General features: G+C 66.4%; 17 protein-coding genes and 1 tRNA gene. 8 read left to right on the top strand and 10 right to left on the bottom strand.

The window, feature by feature from the left end; all coding sequences use genetic code 11:
* Positions 1-29 precede the first annotated feature (29 nt).
* The 3 genes from ALTAJ2_RS18270 to ALTAJ2_RS18260 all read left to right on the top strand — a co-directional run bounded on the left by ALTAJ2_RS18270 (position 30) and on the right by ALTAJ2_RS18260 (position 5,261).
* Complete coding sequence (locus ALTAJ2_RS18270; RefSeq protein WP_007110281.1) at positions 30-953, top strand: MBL fold metallo-hydrolase; 924 nt, start codon at positions 30-32, stop codon at positions 951-953.
* A gap of 196 nt (positions 954-1,149) precedes the next feature.
* Positions 1,150-3,171, top strand: coding sequence for an AMP-dependent synthetase/ligase (locus ALTAJ2_RS18265; RefSeq protein ID WP_007110282.1), 2,022 nt, complete (start codon positions 1,150-1,152; stop codon positions 3,169-3,171).
* A gap of 185 nt (positions 3,172-3,356) precedes the next feature.
* Positions 3,357-5,261, top strand: a complete 1,905-nt coding sequence (locus ALTAJ2_RS18260) for a cation:proton antiporter domain-containing protein (RefSeq protein ID WP_007110283.1) — start codon at positions 3,357-3,359, stop codon at positions 5,259-5,261.
* Between the two features lie 24 nt (positions 5,262-5,285).
* Here the strand turns inward: ALTAJ2_RS18260 and ALTAJ2_RS18255 are convergent, their stop codons facing one another.
* The 3 genes from ALTAJ2_RS18255 to ALTAJ2_RS18245 all read right to left on the bottom strand — a co-directional run bounded on the left by ALTAJ2_RS18255 (position 5,286) and on the right by ALTAJ2_RS18245 (position 6,907).
* Positions 5,286-5,702 carry an SHOCT domain-containing protein gene (locus ALTAJ2_RS18255; RefSeq protein WP_007110284.1) on the bottom strand — a complete coding sequence of 139 codons (417 nt, stop codon included), beginning with the start codon at positions 5,700-5,702 and terminating at the stop codon, positions 5,286-5,288.
* Between the two features lie 116 nt (positions 5,703-5,818).
* Positions 5,819-6,232 (bottom strand): EamA family transporter, encoded by a 414-nt coding sequence (locus tag ALTAJ2_RS18250; RefSeq protein WP_006183980.1) that lies wholly within the window; start codon positions 6,230-6,232, stop codon positions 5,819-5,821.
* Between the two features lie 81 nt (positions 6,233-6,313).
* Positions 6,314-6,907, bottom strand: a complete 594-nt coding sequence (locus tag ALTAJ2_RS18245; RefSeq protein WP_007110285.1) for a DUF2391 family protein — start codon at positions 6,905-6,907, stop codon at positions 6,314-6,316.
* Positions 6,908-7,062: 155 nt separating this feature from the next.
* Between ALTAJ2_RS18245 and ALTAJ2_RS18240 the strand changes: the two genes are divergently transcribed.
* Positions 7,063-8,751, top strand: coding sequence for an aldehyde ferredoxin oxidoreductase family protein (locus tag ALTAJ2_RS18240; RefSeq protein WP_007110286.1), 1,689 nt, complete (start codon positions 7,063-7,065; stop codon positions 8,749-8,751).
* Positions 8,752-8,807: 56 nt separating this feature from the next.
* On the opposite strand, the gene ALTAJ2_RS18235 is transcribed toward ALTAJ2_RS18240, so the two are convergent.
* From ALTAJ2_RS18235 to ALTAJ2_RS18220, 3 genes are all read right to left on the bottom strand, one after another.
* A complete protein-coding gene (locus ALTAJ2_RS18235) occupies positions 8,808-9,566 on the bottom strand; it encodes a TraB domain-containing protein (protein ID WP_007110287.1) in 759 nt (252 codons plus the stop codon).
* Between the two features lie 81 nt (positions 9,567-9,647).
* Positions 9,648-9,965, bottom strand: a complete 318-nt coding sequence (locus ALTAJ2_RS18230; RefSeq protein ID WP_007110288.1) for a hypothetical protein — start codon at positions 9,963-9,965, stop codon at positions 9,648-9,650.
* Between the two features lie 256 nt (positions 9,966-10,221).
* On the bottom strand, positions 10,222-11,358 hold the full coding sequence (locus ALTAJ2_RS18220; RefSeq protein ID WP_007110290.1) for a thiolase family protein: 1,137 nt from the start codon (positions 11,356-11,358) through the stop codon (positions 10,222-10,224).
* Between the two features lie 255 nt (positions 11,359-11,613).
* Between ALTAJ2_RS18220 and ALTAJ2_RS18215 the strand changes: the two genes are divergently transcribed.
* From ALTAJ2_RS18215 to ALTAJ2_RS18200, 4 genes are all read left to right on the top strand, one after another.
* Positions 11,614-13,512, top strand: a complete 1,899-nt coding sequence (locus ALTAJ2_RS18215; protein ID WP_007110291.1) for a beta-propeller domain-containing protein — start codon at positions 11,614-11,616, stop codon at positions 13,510-13,512.
* A gap of 98 nt (positions 13,513-13,610) precedes the next feature.
* A complete protein-coding gene (locus tag ALTAJ2_RS18210; protein ID WP_007110292.1) occupies positions 13,611-14,279 on the top strand; it encodes a DUF5806 family protein in 669 nt (222 codons plus the stop codon).
* 26 nt (positions 14,280-14,305) lie between these two features.
* Entirely contained in the window at positions 14,306-14,734 is a 429-nt protein-coding gene (locus tag ALTAJ2_RS18205) for a hypothetical protein (RefSeq protein WP_007110293.1), read from the top strand.
* Positions 14,735-14,894: 160 nt separating this feature from the next.
* Entirely contained in the window at positions 14,895-16,412 is a 1,518-nt protein-coding gene (locus tag ALTAJ2_RS18200) for an aldehyde dehydrogenase family protein (RefSeq protein WP_007110294.1), read from the top strand.
* A 269-nt stretch (positions 16,413-16,681) separates the two neighbouring features.
* On the opposite strand, the gene ALTAJ2_RS18195 is transcribed toward ALTAJ2_RS18200, so the two are convergent.
* The 4 genes from ALTAJ2_RS18195 to ALTAJ2_RS20190 form a co-directional block, all read right to left on the bottom strand.
* A tRNA-Leu gene (locus ALTAJ2_RS18195) sits at positions 16,682-16,765 on the bottom strand.
* Between the two features lie 78 nt (positions 16,766-16,843).
* Positions 16,844-17,182, bottom strand: a complete 339-nt coding sequence (locus tag ALTAJ2_RS18190) for a ferredoxin (RefSeq protein ID WP_007110295.1) — start codon at positions 17,180-17,182, stop codon at positions 16,844-16,846.
* Between the two features lie 70 nt (positions 17,183-17,252).
* The gene (locus tag ALTAJ2_RS18185; protein WP_007110296.1) at positions 17,253-18,203 is read right to left on the bottom strand and encodes an oxidoreductase; all 951 of its coding nucleotides are present in this window, start codon (positions 18,201-18,203) and stop codon (positions 17,253-17,255) included.
* A gap of 43 nt (positions 18,204-18,246) precedes the next feature.
* Positions 18,247-18,360 (bottom strand): peptidylprolyl isomerase (locus ALTAJ2_RS20190; protein ID WP_144240278.1); only part of this gene is annotated, 114 nt, incomplete at its 5' end.

Raw genomic sequence — 18,360 nt, 5'->3', positions numbered from 1 at the left:
TTTATCCCGTTCGCTGACGCGCTTTCGCTATGGAAGTCGGAGATGTCCGCAACGTGACTACTGGCGACTGTTCGGACCTTTACTACCTCGACACGGGAATGTACGAGACGAACGGGTACGGTGCCGTCTACATCCTCGACGACGAGCGACCCGCCGTCGTCGATACCGGTATCGGGACGAACTACGACCTGCTCCGTGAGGGTCTCGCCGAGGTCGGCATCGGGACGGCCGATCTCGAGGTCATCGCCCTGACGCACGTGCACCTGGATCACGCCGGCGGGGCCGGTTTCCTCGCCGCGGACTACCCGAACGCCGACGTCTACGTCCCCGCGTTGGGGGCCGACCACATGGCCGATCCCTCGCGACTGGTCGCGGGGACCAAAAACGCCGTTGGCGAACAGTGGCAGTACTACGTGGAACCGGAACCGGTCCCGGCATCGCGCATCGTCGACATCGACGACGGCGACGTGATCGACCTCGGCACCCACGAACTGCGCGTCCACGGGGCACCCGGCCACGCGCCCCACCAGGTCGTCTTCGAGGACCCCGCGAACGACGCGGTGTTCACCGCCGATGCCGCCGGCATCTGGGTGCCCGAAATCGAGGCGATCAGGGAAACCTCGCCGCCGTCGAACTTCGACCTCGAGCAGTGTCTCGCCGACATCGAGATGCTGGCCGAACTCGATCCGGACGTGTTCTGTTATCCCCACTTCGGTCCCCGCTACGTCGGTGACGACGCCGATGTCGCCCTCGAGGAGTACGCGACGGTTCTCGAGGAGTGGGTCGACGCGGTCGCGGCGAAACGCCGCGAACTCGAGGACGACGATGCGGTGATCGAGTACTTCGCGAGCGCGTCCGACCTGACCGACGTCTGGGGCGACGAGAAAGCGAGCGAGGAGGCGAAGTTGAACACGCGGGGTGTGCTTGGATATCTCGATCATCGGGAGACGTAACCGAGTCGCACGACACGGGGACGAGCCGCGAGCCAGCCGACGCAATCGCGGACGGCGATTACCGCTCGGAAACTCATCAGGCGGCGTTTTCGACCCGCAGCGGGCGTCTCAACCGCCTATAGGGAGTGATAAACACACTCACTGATTATGTCCGTTTCATCACGTTTTATCGCACGGGAGCAACTCCCATAGGGATATGAACTGGCGGGATGCCGAACGCGAGTACGAAGACGAGGTAATCGGCGAGACGACCCTCGCACGACTGTTCGAGGAGTCGGCCGCACGTAATTCGAATCGACCGGCACAGCAGTACAAGGGAGGTGTCTACGAGCGATCGCTGACCGACTCGGTGATTCCCGCCGCGACGTCCGGCGAGTTCCGGACGATCTCCTACGCCGAGATGCGCGATATCGTTCGGCGGCTTTCGGCCGGCTTCCGCGACCTGGGGGTCGAAACGGGCGACCGGATCGGCCTCTTCGCCAACACCCGGATGGAGTGGGCCCAGTCCGACTTCGCCCTCCTCGGAGCCGGCGCGGTCGTCACGACCGTCTACACGAGTTCCTCGCCGGCGCAGGTCGAGTACCTGCTCGACGACCCCGATGCCGACGGCGTCGTCGTCGAGAACGAGGCCCTGCTCGAGACCGTCCTCTCGGTCGAGGACGCCCTCGACCTCGAGTTCATCGTCTCGATGGACGACCTCGAGGGATACGACGACCGCGACGATATCCTCACGCTGGGCGAGGTCTACGCCCGCGGCGAGGACACCTTCGATCTCGAGGCCTACGAGGCCCGGATCGAGGAGACGGAACTGGACGATCTGGCGAGCCTGATCTACACGAGCGGGACGACCGGGCAGCCAAAGGGCGTCCAGTTGACCCACGGGAATTTCCGGTCGAACGTCAACGCGTCCCGGAAACGCTTCGGCCCGCGGCCGGACAAGGGCGACGACGTGCCGGTACTGAGCGAGGAGTCGGTGGCGCTGTCGTACCTCCCCCTGGCCCACGTCTTCGAGCGGACCGCCGGTCACTTCGTGCTGTTCGCAAGCGGTGCCTGCATCGCCTACGCGGAGAGTCCGGACACGCTCCGGGAGGACTTCGGCCTCGTCGAGCCGACGACGGCCACGAGCGTCCCCCGGGTCTACGAGAAGATCTACGACGGCATCCGCGAGGAAGCGAGCCAGTCCGCGGCCAAGCAACGGATCTTCGAGTGGGCGACGGACGTCGGCGTCGCGTACCAGCAAGCCGAGTCGCCGGGACCGATCCTCTCGGCCAAACAGGCGCTCGCGGACACGCTCGTCTTCTCGACGGTTCGGGAGGCGCTGGGCGGCAACATCGAAATACTGATCAGCGGCGGCGGGAGCCTCTCGCCGGAACTCTGCCGGCTCTATCACGCGATGGGGCTCCCCATCTTCGAGGGGTACGGACTGACCGAGACCGCGCCGATCGTCGCGACGAATCCCCCCGAGGCCGCGAAGATCGGGACGATCGGGCCGCCGCTGTTCAACGTCGAGGTGACGGTCGACGAGACCGTCGCCGATCAGGAGGCGTTCGCCGACGATCCCGGCGAGGTCGGCGAACTCCTCGTCAGGGGGCCAAACGTCACCCAGGGCTACTGGGACAAACCCGGCGCGACCGAGGGTGCGTTTATCGATGTCGCCCCCGGGGAGGCGTCCCGTTCGAGCGAGTCGCGAGACACGGATGCGGGCGAAGAATCGGCGGCCTCGTCGGGCCAGTGGTTCCGCACCGGCGACATCATCCACGTTAGACCCGACGGCTACCTTGAGTTCCGCGACCGCGTCAAGCAGATCATCGTCCTCTCGACGGGAAAAAACGTCGCGCCCGGGCCGATCGAGGACGCCTTCGCCGCGAGCGAAATCGTCGAACAGGCGATGGTCGTCGGCGATGGCGAGAAGTTCATCGGTGCCCTGCTCGTCCCCAATACGGACCACGTCCGCGAGTGGGCCGAATCGGCGGGGATCGATCTCCCCGACGACCCCCAGGCGATGTGTGACGATGACCGCGTCCGCGACCACATCCAGCAGGAGGTCGACCGGGTCAACGAGAACTTCGAGAAACACGAGACGATCAAGCAGTTCGAACTCGTCCCGCTCGAGTTCACCGAGGAAAACGACATGCTCACGCCGACGATGAAGAAGAAACGGCGGGTCATCCTCGAGCGGTTCGAGGACCGCGTCGATCGGATCTTCGAGGACGACTGATCGTCAGGCTCGATGACGGCCGCTGTCGCCCGGTTCGAGCGCCGATCGGCTCGTGACCGGAGTGTTTCGACCGCAGCGGCGAACGGTTCTCACAGGAGTTAACCGGTTGGACTGAGTCTGTCGGGACGAATGGACGGATCAGCAGCGTCGGTATGTCGACCGATCATGGGTGAGCAGCGACGACTATGACCGGGGCAGAAGGCGGTGCCGATTTGCTTCTGTTGGTCGCCTCGATCGTCGGTCTGGGCGTCTTCTCACAGCTCCTCTCGGCCCGGTTCCGCGTTCCGAGCGTCCTCTTTCTCATCGTCTCCGGGGTCGCGATCGGACCGGAAGGCCTCGGCGTGTTGACGATCAACTCCTTCGGCGAGAGCGGCCTCTCGACGATCGTGGGCCTCTCCGTCGCCATCATCGTCTTCGAGGGCGCGTTCCACCTCAAGATCAGCAAGATCAAAGAGGCACCGTCGGCCGTGTTACGGCTGACCACGATCGGCGCGGCGATCGCGTTTTTCGGGACCGCCGCCGCGGTTCACTTCTTCCTCGGGGCCCACTGGGACATCGCGCTGTTGATCGGCGCGCTCCTGATCGCGACGGGGCCGACGGTCATCACGCCGATCCTGAAGGTCGTCCCCGTCCGCGACCGGGTCGCTGCGACCCTCGAGACCGAGGGAATCGTCAACGACGTGACGGCGGCGATCCTCGCGGTCGTGCTGTTCAAGGCGATGGCCGTCGGCGAGGAGACGCTGACCACCGAACTCTACCTCCAGTTGTTCGCGGAACGGCTCGGGACGGGGCTCCTCGTGGGGGTCGTCGTCGCCGCGGTCGTCTGGTCGGTGCTCCAGTACGTCGATCTCTCGCCGGATAACGCGCCGCAAAACGCTCGGTTGCTCACGCTCGCGGGGGCGATCGTCGCCTTCGGGACGGCCGATTACGTCTTCTCGGAGGCGGGCGTGGCGGCCGCGGCCACGGCCGGATTGATCCTCGGGAACGCCGGGCTCCCCTACGAGGAGGATATCGAGGCGTTCAAAGGCGACATTACGTTGATCGTCCTGTCTTTCGTCTTCATCACGCTCGCGGCACTGCTCGAGTTCGATCAACTGTTCGTGCTCGGACTCGGTGGCGTGGCCGTCGTCGTGGCCGTGATGTTCGTCTTGCGACCGCTCTTGGTCTTTCTGACGACTCGAGGAGACCGGTTTACGTTCCGAGAGACGCTGTTCATGAGCTTCGTCGGCCCGCGGGGAATCATTCCCGCGTCGGTCGCGACCCTGTTCGCGATCCGGCTACAGACCGGGGTCGCGGAAGGCGGTGCCCCGCCGACGAATCCGGCCGGCGCGGATCTGCTCGTCGGAACGGTGTTCCTCGTCATCCTCGTCTCGGTCGTCCTCGAGGGCGGCCTGGCCCGGCAGATCGCGGAGAAACTCGACGTGATACCCATGCGTGTACTCATCATCGGCGGCGGCCGCGTCGGTCGCTCGCTGGCAGAACGGCTCGAAGCGCGCGGTGAAAACGTAGTACTGATCGAGGAGGACCTGACGGTCCTCAAGGAGTTGCGCAACGACGGCTTTACCGCCCGTCAGGGCGACGGCACCGACGTCGAGGTGTTGCGTGAGTCGGGCGCGGAGAACGCCAAGACCGTCGTCGCGGCCACCGGCGACGACGACGCGAACTTGCTCGTGGCACAGCTCGCGAAGTCGAATTTCGACGTCGAGAACGTGATCGCCCGGGCGAACCAGCCCTCGAACGCGTCGGCATTCGAGGATCTCGGCGTCCAGACTATCTCGGCGGCCGAGTCGACCGCGTGGGCGATCGACAACCAGATCGAACGACCCGCGCTCTCGAACTGGATGTCCGAACTCGGTCGCTCCGGCGACGTTCAGGAGATCGAGATCACCGAGGAAGCCCTCGTCGGAAAGCAGATCGTCGATCTCGGCAGCGAACTCCCGAACGGCGTCCTCATCGCGCTCGTGAGTCGCAACGGGACGAGCGAAGTGCCGACCCCCGACGTCGAACTCGAGCGCGGCGATCACATCACGCTCATCGGCCGCTCCGAGGCGGTTCGCGAGGCCATCGAGCAGTGCGGGACGCCGGTCTAGGCGGCCGTCGAGGTCTCGCGGCGATCACTCGTACTCGAGTTCGCGGTCCAGTTCGTCGCCGACGCGTGCATCGCTCGAGCCGTCGGCCTCGCCAGCGTCGGTCTCGAGCAACCGTTCGACTTTCTGCTCGAACTCCGCTTCGGAGAGTTCGCCCGCGGCGTACCGTCGCCGGAGGATGGCCATCGCATCCGCCGACTCCGATTCCGACGCTCGGCCCGTCGAATCGCGCCCGTCGGCCGACTCCGTCTCGCGAGCCTCGGTCCGCGTGTAAAAGTAGTACGCCGGTGCGAGGATGAACCACCCGACGACGACCGTCGCGAGGCCGAGGAATTCGAAGAGGCCGCCGAGGACGAAGTCGCTGGCGACGAGAAAGAGCGTACAGATGCCAAGCGAGAGCGTGAGGAGCAGTCCGAGCGTCGCCGTTCGATCGGTCCAGTCCATAACCGGCCGTTCAACGGTTAGCACAAAAACACTTCGGCGGCTCGGCGGGCCGTTGTGATCGGCGCTCGAGACGGGAGCGAGTCCGGACGGACCTGACTGCCGTCGACCGCCGGCAGTTAGGTCGCGACGAGGCCGACGGCGACCACCGCGAGCGCGAGTCCGGCGACGTTCGTCGCGGAGAGTTGGGCGTCGAAATAGAAGACGCCGACGACCGCCGGGACGACGAAGTACAGGGCGGCGATCGCCGAGACGATCGCCATGTTCCCGCGTGCGAGACCGGCGTAAAAGCAGATCGACGCGGCCGCGAGGAACGCCCCGGAGACGAGCGCGAAGGTGATGTCGACGCGAGTGCCGACGATGGGGCGGCGCAGGGAGAGCACGTAGCCGCCGACGATCACGAGACTGGCGACGTAGGAGAGAAAGACCGCGTTCACGGGCGAGAGCGATCGCGTCGCGACGCCGCCGGTCACCGCCCAGCCGCCGTAGAGGAGCAATGCGCCGAGTGCGAACAGAATCGCCGTACTGACCATGGGGTCGGCTTTGGCGTCACTCCGATAAACGTTCCGTTCGCGCGGACTGTTCCGCCCGCGGGACGACCCGCCGTCGGAGGATCACCGATCGTCGAGGACCCGCTGCTCGCTCTCCCCGGGCAGAATGTCGCCCAGCGAGCCGCCCAACGCCATCGCGGTGAAGACGACCGACACCTGACAGCAGTTGACCCACGGCTCGGTCCACGTGATCCGGCCCCACAGCGTCATCACTCCCGCGGCGGTCGCGAACGCGATCAGCAACACCCAGACGGGGCGACGCGGCACGACGCCGAAGTAAGGATTGTGGATCTGAACCTCCCGGAAATCGGCGACGTAGAGGATGCCGACGACCAGCCCGACCGTGAATACGAAGTGCAGCAGCAGCAAGCCGGGATGCGTCGCCAGGAACGAACCGATACTGAACACGCCGTCTTCGACCACCATCGGGAGGCCGATCACGACGCTGCCCACGAACGCCTCCGCCTTGTCCTTGCGGGTGAATCCGGTGATCACCTTCCCGACCGCCGCGTTGTGTGACAGTCGACTGACCAGCCGCATCGTCCGGTGTACCTCCGATCGTTCGTCCGACGTATCGACCGTCTCCTCGAGCGTCTCGAGTTGTTCGTAGACGTCGTCGAGGGTCGTCTCCTCGTGTGGCCGCTCCGACCGGGACATGCACGAACCCAGAGACCACGGCCAAATAAAGCCGAGTCTCGACCGCGATCCCGTCGGGACTCCGCCGGTTGCCGACCGGCGACGCACCGTTCCGCCGGGCGAACCTGCCTGAAAAACCGGTATCGTTTTGCGGCCGTATCCACCACTGTGTGACTATGAGACACGTACGGGGACCGCTGTGTTCGATCGATGTCGGGGACCGAACCGTCGAGACCGAGGGCATCGACGACGTCCTCGAGTCGTACGTCGGCGGCCGGGCGCTCGGAACGAAACTCGCCCACGAGCGGGTCCCCTTCGACGCCGATCCGCTGGGGGCCGACAACCGGCTGTACTTCGCGACGGGGCCGATGCAGCACTCGACGATGAGTTTCACCGGCCGGATGTCGGCGACCGGCGTCTCGCCACTGACCGACGGTCTGCTGTCCTCGAACGCCGGCGGATTCCTCTCGCGGAACTTCACCGGAACCGGCTACAGCGCCGTCGAGATCACCGGCGCGAGCGACGACCTCGTCGTCGTCCACGTTACCGACGAGAGCGTCGAGTTCGAGGCCGTCCCGGACCTCGCCGAGGCGACCGTCCCCGAGACCTGCGAGTACCTCGAGGACGAACACGACCTCGGACCGGAACACACTGCCGTCATCGGGCCGGCCGGCGAGAACGAGGTCCGGTTCGCCTCGGTCATGACCTCGGAGGAGCGCGCCTTCGGTCGGGGCGGACTCGGTGCCGTCCTCGGCTCGAAGAACGTCAAGGCGATCACCTTCGACGGCGACTCGACCGCCGCGGTCGAGATTCCGCCGATTCAGATGGAGATCCACGGCGAGGCCGCTCAGGCCGACCACCCCATGAAGGCCCAGGGGACCACTTCGGTCGCGGAGTACGCCAACATGGTCGAGGCCCTGCCGAGTTACTACTTCGAGGACCTGTCCTTCGACGGCATCGACGGGATCAGCGGCGACCGCGTCGAGGAGAAGAAGTACAAGAAAGGCACCTGCTCGTCGTGTGCGTTCGCCTGCAAGCTGCCGACGCGGGACGAGGCGTCCGACCTCGAGACCGAGGGTCCCGAATACGAGACGCTGATGGCGTTCGGCTCGAATGCCGGCGTCGACGACATCGTCGACGTGATGCAATCGAACAAGCTGTGCGACGAGTACGGGCTCGACACCATCTCGGCGGGCGATACCGTCGCGGCCTACCTCGCCAGCGAGGACGAGTTCGGCAACGTCGACCTCATCCACGATCTCGTCGAGCGGATCGCCTACCGCGAGGGCGTCGGCGACACGCTCGCCGAGGGTATCGACCGGGTCCACGACGATCTCGGCGTCGAGAACTGGTCGGTCAAGGGCATGGAGTTCGCCGCCCACGACGGCCGCACGTTGAACGGCCAGGGACTCGCCTTCGCAACCTCGAACCGCGGTGCCGACCACATGTACGCCGAGTTCTACCCCTACGAGTACCCGCTCGTCGACGCCGACGACGCCTTCGACAAGGAGGGGCTGGACGCCAAACCGCCGCAACTCGTCGAACTCGAGAACATCAACGCGATCAAGGACAGCGCCGTCTTCTGTAAGTTCTCGCGGGATTTCCTCTCCCAGGACCGCATGGAGACGCTGCTGGACGCCGACTACGACGAGTTGCTCGCGCTCGGCGGCGAGGTCGTCGCGATGGAACGCCACTTCAACAACAAGCGCGGCTTCGATCGGAGCGACGATACCCTGCCCTACGAACTTCCGGACTTCGAGCGGGGGCTCGACGAGTACTACGCCGAGCGCGGTTGGAACGACGACGGGACGGTCCCCGACACGCGGTTCGAGGGCGGAAACGCCGCGACGCCGGCCGACGACTGAACGCACGGCCGACGGTCCCGGCTCGAAACGTCCGACTGCGGCGGGACCGTCACCGTTCAGTCGATCGGGATCCGGGTGACCCGCCGCTCGGGCGTTCTGATCGGAACGTCGCGGGTCGCCGCTCCGTCTTCGGATCGCTCCTCGAGTTCCGCGAGGCGGTGTTGAATGCCGTTGTGGTGGCCCGCGCCGATCACCGCGACTATGTCGTGTCCCTCGCGGCGGAGGGCGTGAAGTCGCTCCGCCATCGATCGGTCGCGCCGGTCGATCATCACCGCCGCGATTTCGGGAACCAGTCGCCGCAGGTGGTCGATCGCGGGCTGGACGTCGTCGCCGCTCGTGATCTCCGCGACCGGCAGCGAGAGCAGTTCGATTCGGTCGGCGTACTCCTCGGCCCCCATCGACTGCAACCGGAGCATCGCCTTCGGGAGCGTCAGCGGCCCGAGCCGACGCGAGAGCGCGAGCATGGTCTCCTCGATCGGGTCGTCGATGAGCGCGATATCGGTGTCGCGCTCGGCGGCCGTTTCGATCGCCGCTTCCATATCTGTCCGTTCGGGATCGAGGCCGTACAAGCGGACGATCGTCCGCTGGAGCCCCCGCACCACGCTGTAGGCGGCCGCGGCCGATGGCGGCAACTCGCGGGTCAGTTCGGCGCGGTTCGGACCGACCTCCCGCTCGAGGCGCTCGAACCGGGCGTCGTCGAGTTCGACGGCGACGAGATCGGGCTCCACCTCACGGATGGTGTCCCGGACGCGCCGGCGGTGCGTCGGCGAGAAGTGAACGCTGGGGACGAGGGTGACGGTTCCGTAGTCGGACATCCCCGCAACCTTCGTCCGCCACGGGCTTGAACCCACCACCGTCCGTCGACCCGGGAGGTTCGCGAGTCGACAGCCCCGGCGTTAGCCGCCGTCTTCGTCGTCCTCCGTCAGCGAGCGCCGGTCGTCATCGCGGGTCGGAAGCGGGCTGTCGTCGGCCCGCGAGGGATGGACGTTGAAATTGTGCCCACGATAGGGGTCGCTCTCCGGGTCGTACGACAGCTCGCTGCGCTCGAACAGGTAGATAAAGAAGCCGAGCAGCGGGAGACAGAACGTGATCCCCGCCCACTTTTTCGGCGGCTCGAGACCGACCCGGCCGGCGTCGTAGTAGGCGACCGCCGTCAGGCCGAGGTGCCAGGCGAGCGGGATTCCGACGAGGATCGCAAGGAGACCCGTGCGCATGTGCAAACGTAGGGCTCGAGAGTATAAAACGGCCGGCCAACGTGTGCACCCAGCCAGGTTCGATCGGCGTGCCGAGAGCCGGCGTTCACGATCGGATCGCCGACGATTTCCTCTCGGGCACTCGACCGCGGCCGGCGTTCCGGCGGTTCGATCTCGAACACGGGGCGACACGCTCGGACGTCTCGGCCGTGAGGCGCGCTCAACTACGTCGTCCCCGTTCCGTCCTCGAAACGACCAGCAGCCCGGATTGACCCGGTTAGTTGACGTCGAACTCGATCGCCGCGCCCTGTCCGAAGCCGACACAGAGTGTCGCCAGCCCGAGGCCGCCGCCGCGCTTCTGGAGTTCGTTGATCAGGGTCACTGGTAGGCGAGCGCCCGACGCACCCAGCGGGTGACCGAGCGCGATCGCACCGCCGTTGACGTTGAAGATGTCGGGGTCGATGCCGAGTTCGTCGCGCGAGTAGATCGACTGGCTCGCGAAGGCCTCGTTGAGTTCGACGAGATCGTAGTCGTCGATGTCGCGGCCGTTGCGCTCGAGCAGCCCCTTCGTCGCCGGGACCGGGCCGATCCCCATGACGGTGGGATCGACGCCGGCGACGTTGTTCTGTCCGATCTCGGCCATGATCTCGAGGTCGTGTTCCTCGGCGAAGGCCTCGCTGGTGATCAGCAGGGCAGCGGCCCCGTCGGAGATCTGGGACGCGTTGCCGGGCGTGACGGTACCGTCCTCCTTGAAGACGGTCGGGAGCTCGGCGAGTTTCTCCGGGGTGGTCCCCGGTCGGATGCCCTCGTCCTCCTCGACGGTGCCGTCCGCGGTTTCGATCGGGACGATTTCGTCGTCGAAGCGGCCGTCCTCGGTCGCCTCGGTGGCGCGTTGCTGGCTGCGGGCGGCGTACTCGTCCTGTTCCGCGCGGCTGACGCCGTACTCCTCGGCGACTTTCTCGGCGGTCATCCCCATCTGGAGATCCCCGAGGTCGTACAGTTCGGAGATCTTCGGGTGGATGTGGCCGTAGCTCTCGCCCATCGCGACGCGGCTCATACTCTCGACGCCGCCGGCGATGATGGCGTCTCGGTTGCCGGCCGCGATGGCGTCGGAGGCGGAGATGACCGACTGCATCGAGGAGGCACACCAGCGGTTGATCGTCGTCGCCGGAACCGACTCCCCGAGTTCCGAGAGGAGGGCGATGACGCGGGCGAGGTTGTTGTCCTGCTCCTCGCGCTGCTGAGCACAGCCCCACATCAGATCGTCGATCTCCTCCCCGGAGAGACCGGTTTCGGCCAGAATCTCGTCGATCAGCGGGACCGAGAGATCCTCGCTGCGAACGTCGGCGTACACGCCGTCTTCTTTCCCCTGCGGAGTCCGGACTGCCTTGACTACGACTGGCGTCTGTGACATATACTACCGCATGCCCCTCACGAACTTAAATCCGGTCGAACTCTCGAGGGCGGGAAAAGGGTTTACGCGACGCGAACGCCGCCGAGCGGCGCTTTCCGGACAGGTGGTGACGGTGCTCCTCGAGTCCGGTGGGTGAAAGTGGCGTTTCACCTAGCGGTGTTGCCTTATTACAAGGGCCGGATGGAAGGAATATGGATCGGAGAACGACCGTGATCGCGGTCGCCCTCGCAGCGCTGGTGGTGGGGTCGGTCATCGGTGCCGGCCTCACCGGGCCTGTTCGACGAGTGGCGGCCCGCCGGGACCGACCACGAGCGATCGGACGGGTCACTCGCCGGTAGGAGCGACCCTGAACTGACAACCTTCGCGTCCGAGGACGCGTTCGTCGAGTACTTCGATGACTCGTCGGGAACCGCTGCTCCGACTCAACCATCCGTGACGGTTCGGGCGGCCGGTGATAACGTGACGGCCGAAGCGGAAGCGGACGCCGACGACGGCAGGATTACCGACGCCGGCGGGACGGCCGACGGCAGCGCGGGCGCAACGGCGTCCGCCTCGAGCGGCGAGCCCCGCTACTCCGAGACGAACGTTCAGGAAGCGGCCCTCGACGAACCCGACGTACTGAAGACCGACGGCGAATCGGTCTACTACGCCGATCATCGCTACACGTCCCGATGGGGCGAGACGTCGATCGTCGACGTGAGCGATCCCGACGCTCCCGACACGATCGGATCGATCCCGCTCTCCGGCGACCTGCTGCTCGCAGGAGACACACTCGTCGTCCTCGGCGACGAGGAAGCCGCCGGCTACGACGTGAGCGATCCCGAGGCCCCCGACGAGCAGTGGCGGACGGACCTCGAGGCGCGGCTCGAGACGGCCCGCCTGTACGACGGTGACCTCTACCTCGTCCTCGTCGACCGGCCGGGGGACGATCCGTGTCCGATCGAACCGTACGGCGATCGGACGGTCGCGTGTACCGACGTCGTTCGCCCGGCCACGGACGCTGACGCCGACGCGGTCTATACGGCAGCCCGCGTCGAACCTGAGACGGGCCGCCTGGAAAGCGAGACAAGCGTCGTCGGCTCGCGCTCGCTGTCGGCGACCTACGTCTCGGAGAACGGAATCTATCTCTCCTATACCCGTTCGACCGACGAGTACGACCTGCGGCGGTCGTACCTCGGCAGCGAGAACGGCTCCGCGCTGCTCGACGCCGAGGCCCGCGAGCGCGTCGCGGCGCTGGACGACATCGACGTCTCCAAACGCGCCAAGGCCGTCGAACTACAGGAGATCCTCGACGACTGGCGCGATCGAACGGACGGGGACGCGCAACGGCCCTCCCATCGCGCGTTCGAAAAGGGGCTTCGCGACTACGCCGCGGCGCACCAGCGCGAACTGACGACGACGGGGATCGTCAGGATCGATATCGACGGCGACCTGTCCGTCGACGCCAGCGGTGAAGTCCCCGGTACGCCGCTCAATCAGTTCTCGATGGACGAACACGACGACCACCTCCGGATCGCGACGACGATTCCCCGAACCCACGGCGCCGACTCGGTGAACGATGTCTACGTCCTCGATTCGGACCTCGAGACGGTCGGCTCGGTGACCGGGCTCGGCGTCGACGAGCGCATCTACTCGGTTCGCTTCGAGGGCGACGAGGGCTACGTCGTTACCTACCGCGAGATCGATCCGTTCTACACGCTCGATCTCTCCGACCCGACCGATCCCACCGTCGACGGCAAACTCAAGCTCCCGGGCTTCTCGGAGTACCTCCACCCGCTCGAGGACGACCTCGTGCTCGGCATCGGTCAGGAGGACCGCCATCCCAAGGCGACGCTGTTCGACGTGAGCGATCCGACCGACCCCGTCGAACTCGACTCGGAAATCCTCTCCGGCGAGTACGGCAGCGATATCAGTCGAACGCACACCGCCTTCCTGCAGGACGAGGCCCACGGCGTCTTCTTCATGCCGGCCAGCCAGGGCAGCTACGTGTTCGACTACGAGGGCGGCGATCTCGAGGAGGTCGCCCGCGTCGACGTGGGTGGGTCCGGAACCCGCGCGATGTACGTCGGTGACCGTCTCTACGTCTTCGGGGAGGACCAGGCGGTCGTCCTCGACGAGACGACCTGGACGGAAGAGACCCGCATCGATCTGTAACGCTGCAGGCCGTTTCGTACGGACCTGCCACGGTGACCGTCCCCACTCTCTCGCGGGGGAGGGGAATCCTTTTGCCCGCCGTTTCGTAATGCCACGCCATGGACGGCAACGAGACGGTCGACCGGTCCGATGCCGACGGTCCGGAGCGATCCGACGACCCGACCGGCACGGCCGACGACTCGAGCGACGGCGACGCGTCGATGCCGGGCGTTCCGGACCCCGACCCGCAGGAGAGCGGCGTTCCCGACGACGTCCGGAAGTACGCCCGCTTCAAGAAGATGGACGGCGCGCAGTACGACCGCGTCAACGAGTTCCTTCGGGATCGGACCTACATCACCGCTCGCGAGTGGGCCATCGCCCGCCTCTGTTCGGACTTCCGGACCGAGACCGGCGTCGAGATGACCAAGATCGGCGAGAACCTGCCCGATCTGGTCCCGTTTATGACCGACACGTACTCGCCGCAGGCGGTCAACCAGGCCCGCTCGTCGTTCGAGGACAAGGTCCGGACGGCCGGCGCGACCTTCCTCTACGGCGCGATGTGTGACTTCTTCACCGCCGAGGAACTCGACGACGTGATGTACGAGGCCACCGAAGTCGCCAAGTTTTTACTCGAGGTCGAGGGCGTCGACCTCGCGGTCGAGGACGAACTCGAGGCTGAAGAACGCATCTCGAGTGTCATGCGCGAGGTTCGCGAGGCCAGCGAGGAGTTGCGCGCGGCGGACCTCGCCGAGAGCGAGGAGGAGGCGGCGAGTGACAGCAAACGGTAATATGGCTGTAGTGAGTCGGCACAGACATGACCGACTCTCGTGATGGACGGTCGGGCTCGGCCGACGACGGCGACCGCTCGCCCGAGTTGATCGGTGCCGGCATCGGCGTCCTCGCGCTGCCGGTGTTCGGCTATCTCGGGCTCGTCCTGTTCGGACAACCGATCTTCGGCGCGTTCGTCGGGCTCGTAATCGGTCTCGGGATCTCCTTGGCGTTTCCCGCGTTCGTGGAAGCGAACGACCGCGGTGACCTCGAGACGACTCCCGAACCCCCCGGCGATCGGCTCCGTCGGTTCCACCGCACGGCGGCCGGGCTCGCGCTCCCGCCGGCGGGGATCCTATTGTTCGCGTGGCGGTTCGTCAACGAGAACGTCCTGCTCGGAGCCCTCGCGACGGCCGTGATCGGGGTGGCGATCTACGCCCCGCTCGCGGTGTTGCTGCCGCGACGGCACTCCTGATACGGGCTGCTGTAACTGTTTACCGGAGCGATCGCAGGACGGCTCGCGGTCACTCCGGAAACGACTTACAGCGGTCCGTATGACGGCACGGCCAGCAGCCGGCCGCTCGTTGCGCTTGCGCGTCCGCTACTTAAGCCTGCTCGAGGGCTATGCCACTCGCATGACGGATCTTCCACTGGCACCCGAAGGCGGCTGGGAATCGCTCTATCTCGCGGGCGACTGGACCGACAGCGCGGGACGAAGTCCCGCGAGCAGTCGGACGCAGTCCGACGACGCCGGCGATCGTGACACGATCACCGTTGAGAACCCTTACACGCGCGACGCGATCGCGTCCATTCCGGCGGGGACCGAAGCCGACGTCGAGCGGGCCTACGAGACCGCTGCGTCGGCACAGGAGGCGTGGGCTCAGCAACCGCCACAGGCCCGTGCGGGCGTGATCAACGCGGCCGTCCAGTTCGTCGAGGACCACCGTGAGGAGATCGCCGAACTCCTGGCCCGCGAGTCGGGGAGTACGCGGGTCAAGTGCGAGGCCGAATTGGGGACCGCGATCGGGATGCTGCAACAGGCCGCCAGCTACCCGTTCCGGATGGACGGCCAGCACGCGGACTCGATCACGCCGGGCAAGGAGAACGTCGCCGAGCGAGTGCCGGTCGGCGTCGTCGGCGTCATCTCGCCGTGGAACTTCCCGCTGCATCTCTCGATGCGGGCGGTCGCGCCGGCGATCGCGACCGGCAACGCGGTCGTCCTCAAACCCGCCTCGAACACGCCGATCACGGGCGGCCTGCTGCTCGCGCGGATTTTCGAGGCCGCCGGCGTCCCCGAGGGCGTCCTCAGCGTCGTCCCCGGCCGCGGCTCCGAGATCGGCGACGCGGTCGCCGGTCACGAGATCCCAAGGACCATCGCCTTCACCGGCTCGACCGAGATCGGACAGGGGGTCGCCGCCACGGCGGCCCGCAACTGCGCCCTACCCGCGATGGAACTCGGCGGGAACAACGTCCACGTCGTCACCGACGAGGCCGACCTCGAGCGGGCTGTCGACGGCGGCGTCTTCGGCTCCTTTCTCCACCAGGGACAGATCTGCATCTCGATCAACCGCCACCTGGTCCACGAGGACGTCTACGACGACTACGTCGACGCGCTGGCCGACCGGGCCGCGTCGCTGCCGACCGGCGATCCGACCGACGACGACACCGTTATCGGTCCCATCATCGACGAGAGCCAGCGCGATCAGATCCTCGAGTACGTCGTGGAATCGGTCGACGCGGGTGCGACCCTCGAGACCGGCGGCGACCACGACGGACTCGTCGTCGAACCCACAGTCCTCTCCGACGCCGACAACGACATGGCCGCGGCCTGTAACGAACACTTCGGCCCCGTCGCGCCCGTGATTCCCTACGCGAGCGACGACGAGGCGATCGAACTGGCCAACGACACGGTCCACGGCCTCTCGGGGTCGGTCCACAGCGAAACCCTCGAGCGGGCCCGCCGGATCGCGGACGGAATCGAGACGGGGATGATCCACATCAACGACCAACCGGTCAACGACGAGCCGCACGTCCCCTTCGGCGGGATGAAGCAATCGGGCATGGGCCGGTACAACGGCGAGCAGATCCTCGAGGAAGTGACGACGACGAAGTGGATCTCGGTCCAGCACGAGCCCCGCGAGTACCCGTTTTGAGAGCCGCGCAGTCGCGGGACCGGCGGTTTCGACCGTTCCTTCCATTGTCCGCGTTCGACTCGAGCGAGACCCGCTACTCGCTCCGTCCCGCTCACGCCGGGGTTGTCTGAGCGACGGTCCGACCGACGGCGAGTCCGGGCGCTGTCGTTCGAGACGGCTCCGCCGTCTCGGGGCGACGGAAGGTGCCGCTTGCACCTTCCGAACCGCGACTTCTCTCGTTCAAATCCCGCGTCTCACAGAGACGACTCTCACCGTCGTTCGAGTCGGTATGCGAGGGTTGGGATTTGAACCCAAGGACCCCTACGGGAGCGGGTCTTAAGCCCACCGCCGTTGGCCTGCTTGGCTACCCTCGCACAGAAGCGCACCCGAGGGTTGTCGCGGGGCGGGGATGTGCGTTTCGGTGTGCGCTCGCCGCTGCCGGCCATGAGTCCCTACCAGTCGACGCTCAACGTGCCGTCGCCGTGGGGGTCGGGCGCAATCTCTTCGTCGGTTCGGCGGTCGACGACGTGGATGCAGCCGTCGTCTTTCTTGGCCGGACAGATCTCCGCGGCGCGAACGTTGTGCTCGAGGTCGTCCTCGTCGATGAAGTACTCGTTCGGCTGGGCCATGCCGGAGGCGATGGACATCTCCCAGTTGTCGCTGACTTCGGCGCACTTGCCCGCGCCGAAGCACTTGTTCGCCTCGAAGACGATCTTGTAGGGTTTTTCGTCGACCGGCGGCGCATCGGCCGAGCCGATGTCGCTGGCGCGCTGAATGCCGTCGTTGCTCATTGTGTATTCCTTCGGCCGCGTCGTCTTTCACGTTACGGTTGGGGCGACATCGGAGAGTCCGAGAGCGGTCTTACGCCGAGACTTCGCCCTTCGGTTCCGGCAGATCGTAGCTGACGCCGGTCAGTGCTTCCGAGACCGTCCACAGTCGGCGGGCCGTCTCCTCGTCGTAGGAGCGATCCGAGGAGGCCTGTCGTTCGGGCGCGCCGCGCATGTTCAGCAGGCCGCCGGGGCCGTAGTACGCGCCGCCCTCGGCCCCCGGCGCGGTCGCGGCGTACAGCGTCGGCAGCGCACCCATCGCAGCCGACTGCGCGACCACCGTGTTCAGGACCCACATCGCCGTCTTTCGAAGCCGACTGCCGCTCCGTTCGGGGCCGCGAAACTGCAGCCGTGTATTCGCGTAGCCCGGATGCACGACCATGCTCTCGGCGTTCATCCCTGCGGTGAGGAACCGCCGCTCGAGTTCGTACGCGAACAGCACGTTGGCCAGTTTCGACTGGGCATAGGCCGCCCACTTGTCGTACGCGTCCGCGCTCTGGAGGTCGTCGAAATCGATCTCGCCGCGCTCGTGAACGCCGCTCGAGACGGTGACGACTCGCGCCGGTTCGCCCTCGTCGGTCGTCAGGGTCTCGAGCAACAGGCCGGTCAGCGCGAAGTGGCCGAGGTGGTTGACGCCGAACTGGGTCTCGAACCCGTCGTCGGTCTCCGACCGCGGGATCGCCATGACCCCCGCGTTGTTGATCAGGACGTCGATCGGCTCGTCCGCGAGTCGGTCCGCGACGGACCGGACCGACTCGAGGTTCGCCAGGTCACACTCCTCGACGCGGAGGTCGGCATCGGGGACGTCCTCGCGAACGTCCCGAGCCGCCTCCTCGCCGCGCTCGGTGCTTCTGGTGGCCATGATCACCGTCGCACCGTTGCGCGCGAGTTCGCGGGTCGTCTCGAGGCCGAGACCGCTGTTCGCGCCCGTGATGGCGATCGTGCGTCCGCGCTGGTCGGGAACGTCTCCGGCTGTCCAACTCATACCACACGCTAGTGCTGCCGTCCCTAAATGGATACCAGGCGAGTTACTCGGTATCGACGGCGACCGACTCGAGGACGATGGGGTCCGTCGGCCGATCGTCGCCGTCGGTGTCGACGCTGCCGATTTCGTGGACGACGTCCATTCCGTCGGTGACGGT

Origin of the sequence: Natrinema altunense, from assembly GCF_000731985.1 — an archaeon.
In the GTDB taxonomy this organism is placed as follows: Archaea; Halobacteriota; Halobacteria; order Halobacteriales; family Natrialbaceae; genus Natrinema; species Natrinema altunense.
Note: the sequence above shows the minus strand (reverse complement) of the source record. Positions and strands in the feature narration are given on the sequence as shown.

Excerpts from the sequence above, each read along its gene's own strand:
- ALTAJ2_RS18240 (WP_007110286.1), top strand. The coding sequence starts at position 7,063 with ATGAGACACGTACGGGGACCGCTGTGTTCGATCGATGTCGGGGACCGA.
- ALTAJ2_RS18210 (WP_007110292.1), top strand. The coding sequence starts at position 13,611 with ATGGACGGCAACGAGACGGTCGACCGGTCCGATGCCGACGGTCCGGAG.
- ALTAJ2_RS18235 (WP_007110287.1), bottom strand. The coding sequence starts at position 9,566 with ATGTCCGACTACGGAACCGTCACCCTCGTCCCCAGCGTTCACTTCTCG.
- ALTAJ2_RS18230 (WP_007110288.1), bottom strand. The coding sequence starts at position 9,965 with ATGCGCACGGGTCTCCTTGCGATCCTCGTCGGAATCCCGCTCGCCTGG.
- ALTAJ2_RS18245 (WP_007110285.1), bottom strand. The coding sequence starts at position 6,907 with ATGTCCCGGTCGGAGCGGCCACACGAGGAGACGACCCTCGACGACGTC.
- ALTAJ2_RS18190 (WP_007110295.1), bottom strand. The coding sequence starts at position 17,182 with ATGAGCAACGACGGCATTCAGCGCGCCAGCGACATCGGCTCGGCCGAT.
- ALTAJ2_RS18220 (WP_007110290.1), bottom strand. The coding sequence starts at position 11,358 with ATGTCACAGACGCCAGTCGTAGTCAAGGCAGTCCGGACTCCGCAGGGG.
- ALTAJ2_RS18260 (WP_007110283.1), top strand. The coding sequence starts at position 3,357 with ATGACCGGGGCAGAAGGCGGTGCCGATTTGCTTCTGTTGGTCGCCTCG.
- ALTAJ2_RS18200 (WP_007110294.1), top strand. The coding sequence starts at position 14,895 with ATGACGGATCTTCCACTGGCACCCGAAGGCGGCTGGGAATCGCTCTAT.
- ALTAJ2_RS18265 (WP_007110282.1), top strand. The coding sequence starts at position 1,150 with ATGAACTGGCGGGATGCCGAACGCGAGTACGAAGACGAGGTAATCGGC.
- ALTAJ2_RS18270 (WP_007110281.1), top strand. The coding sequence starts at position 30 with ATGGAAGTCGGAGATGTCCGCAACGTGACTACTGGCGACTGTTCGGAC.
- ALTAJ2_RS18185 (WP_007110296.1), bottom strand. The coding sequence starts at position 18,203 with ATGAGTTGGACAGCCGGAGACGTTCCCGACCAGCGCGGACGCACGATC.
- ALTAJ2_RS18205 (WP_007110293.1), top strand. The coding sequence starts at position 14,306 with ATGACCGACTCTCGTGATGGACGGTCGGGCTCGGCCGACGACGGCGAC.
- ALTAJ2_RS18255 (WP_007110284.1), bottom strand. The coding sequence starts at position 5,702 with ATGGACTGGACCGATCGAACGGCGACGCTCGGACTGCTCCTCACGCTC.
- ALTAJ2_RS18250 (WP_006183980.1), bottom strand. The coding sequence starts at position 6,232 with ATGGTCAGTACGGCGATTCTGTTCGCACTCGGCGCATTGCTCCTCTAC.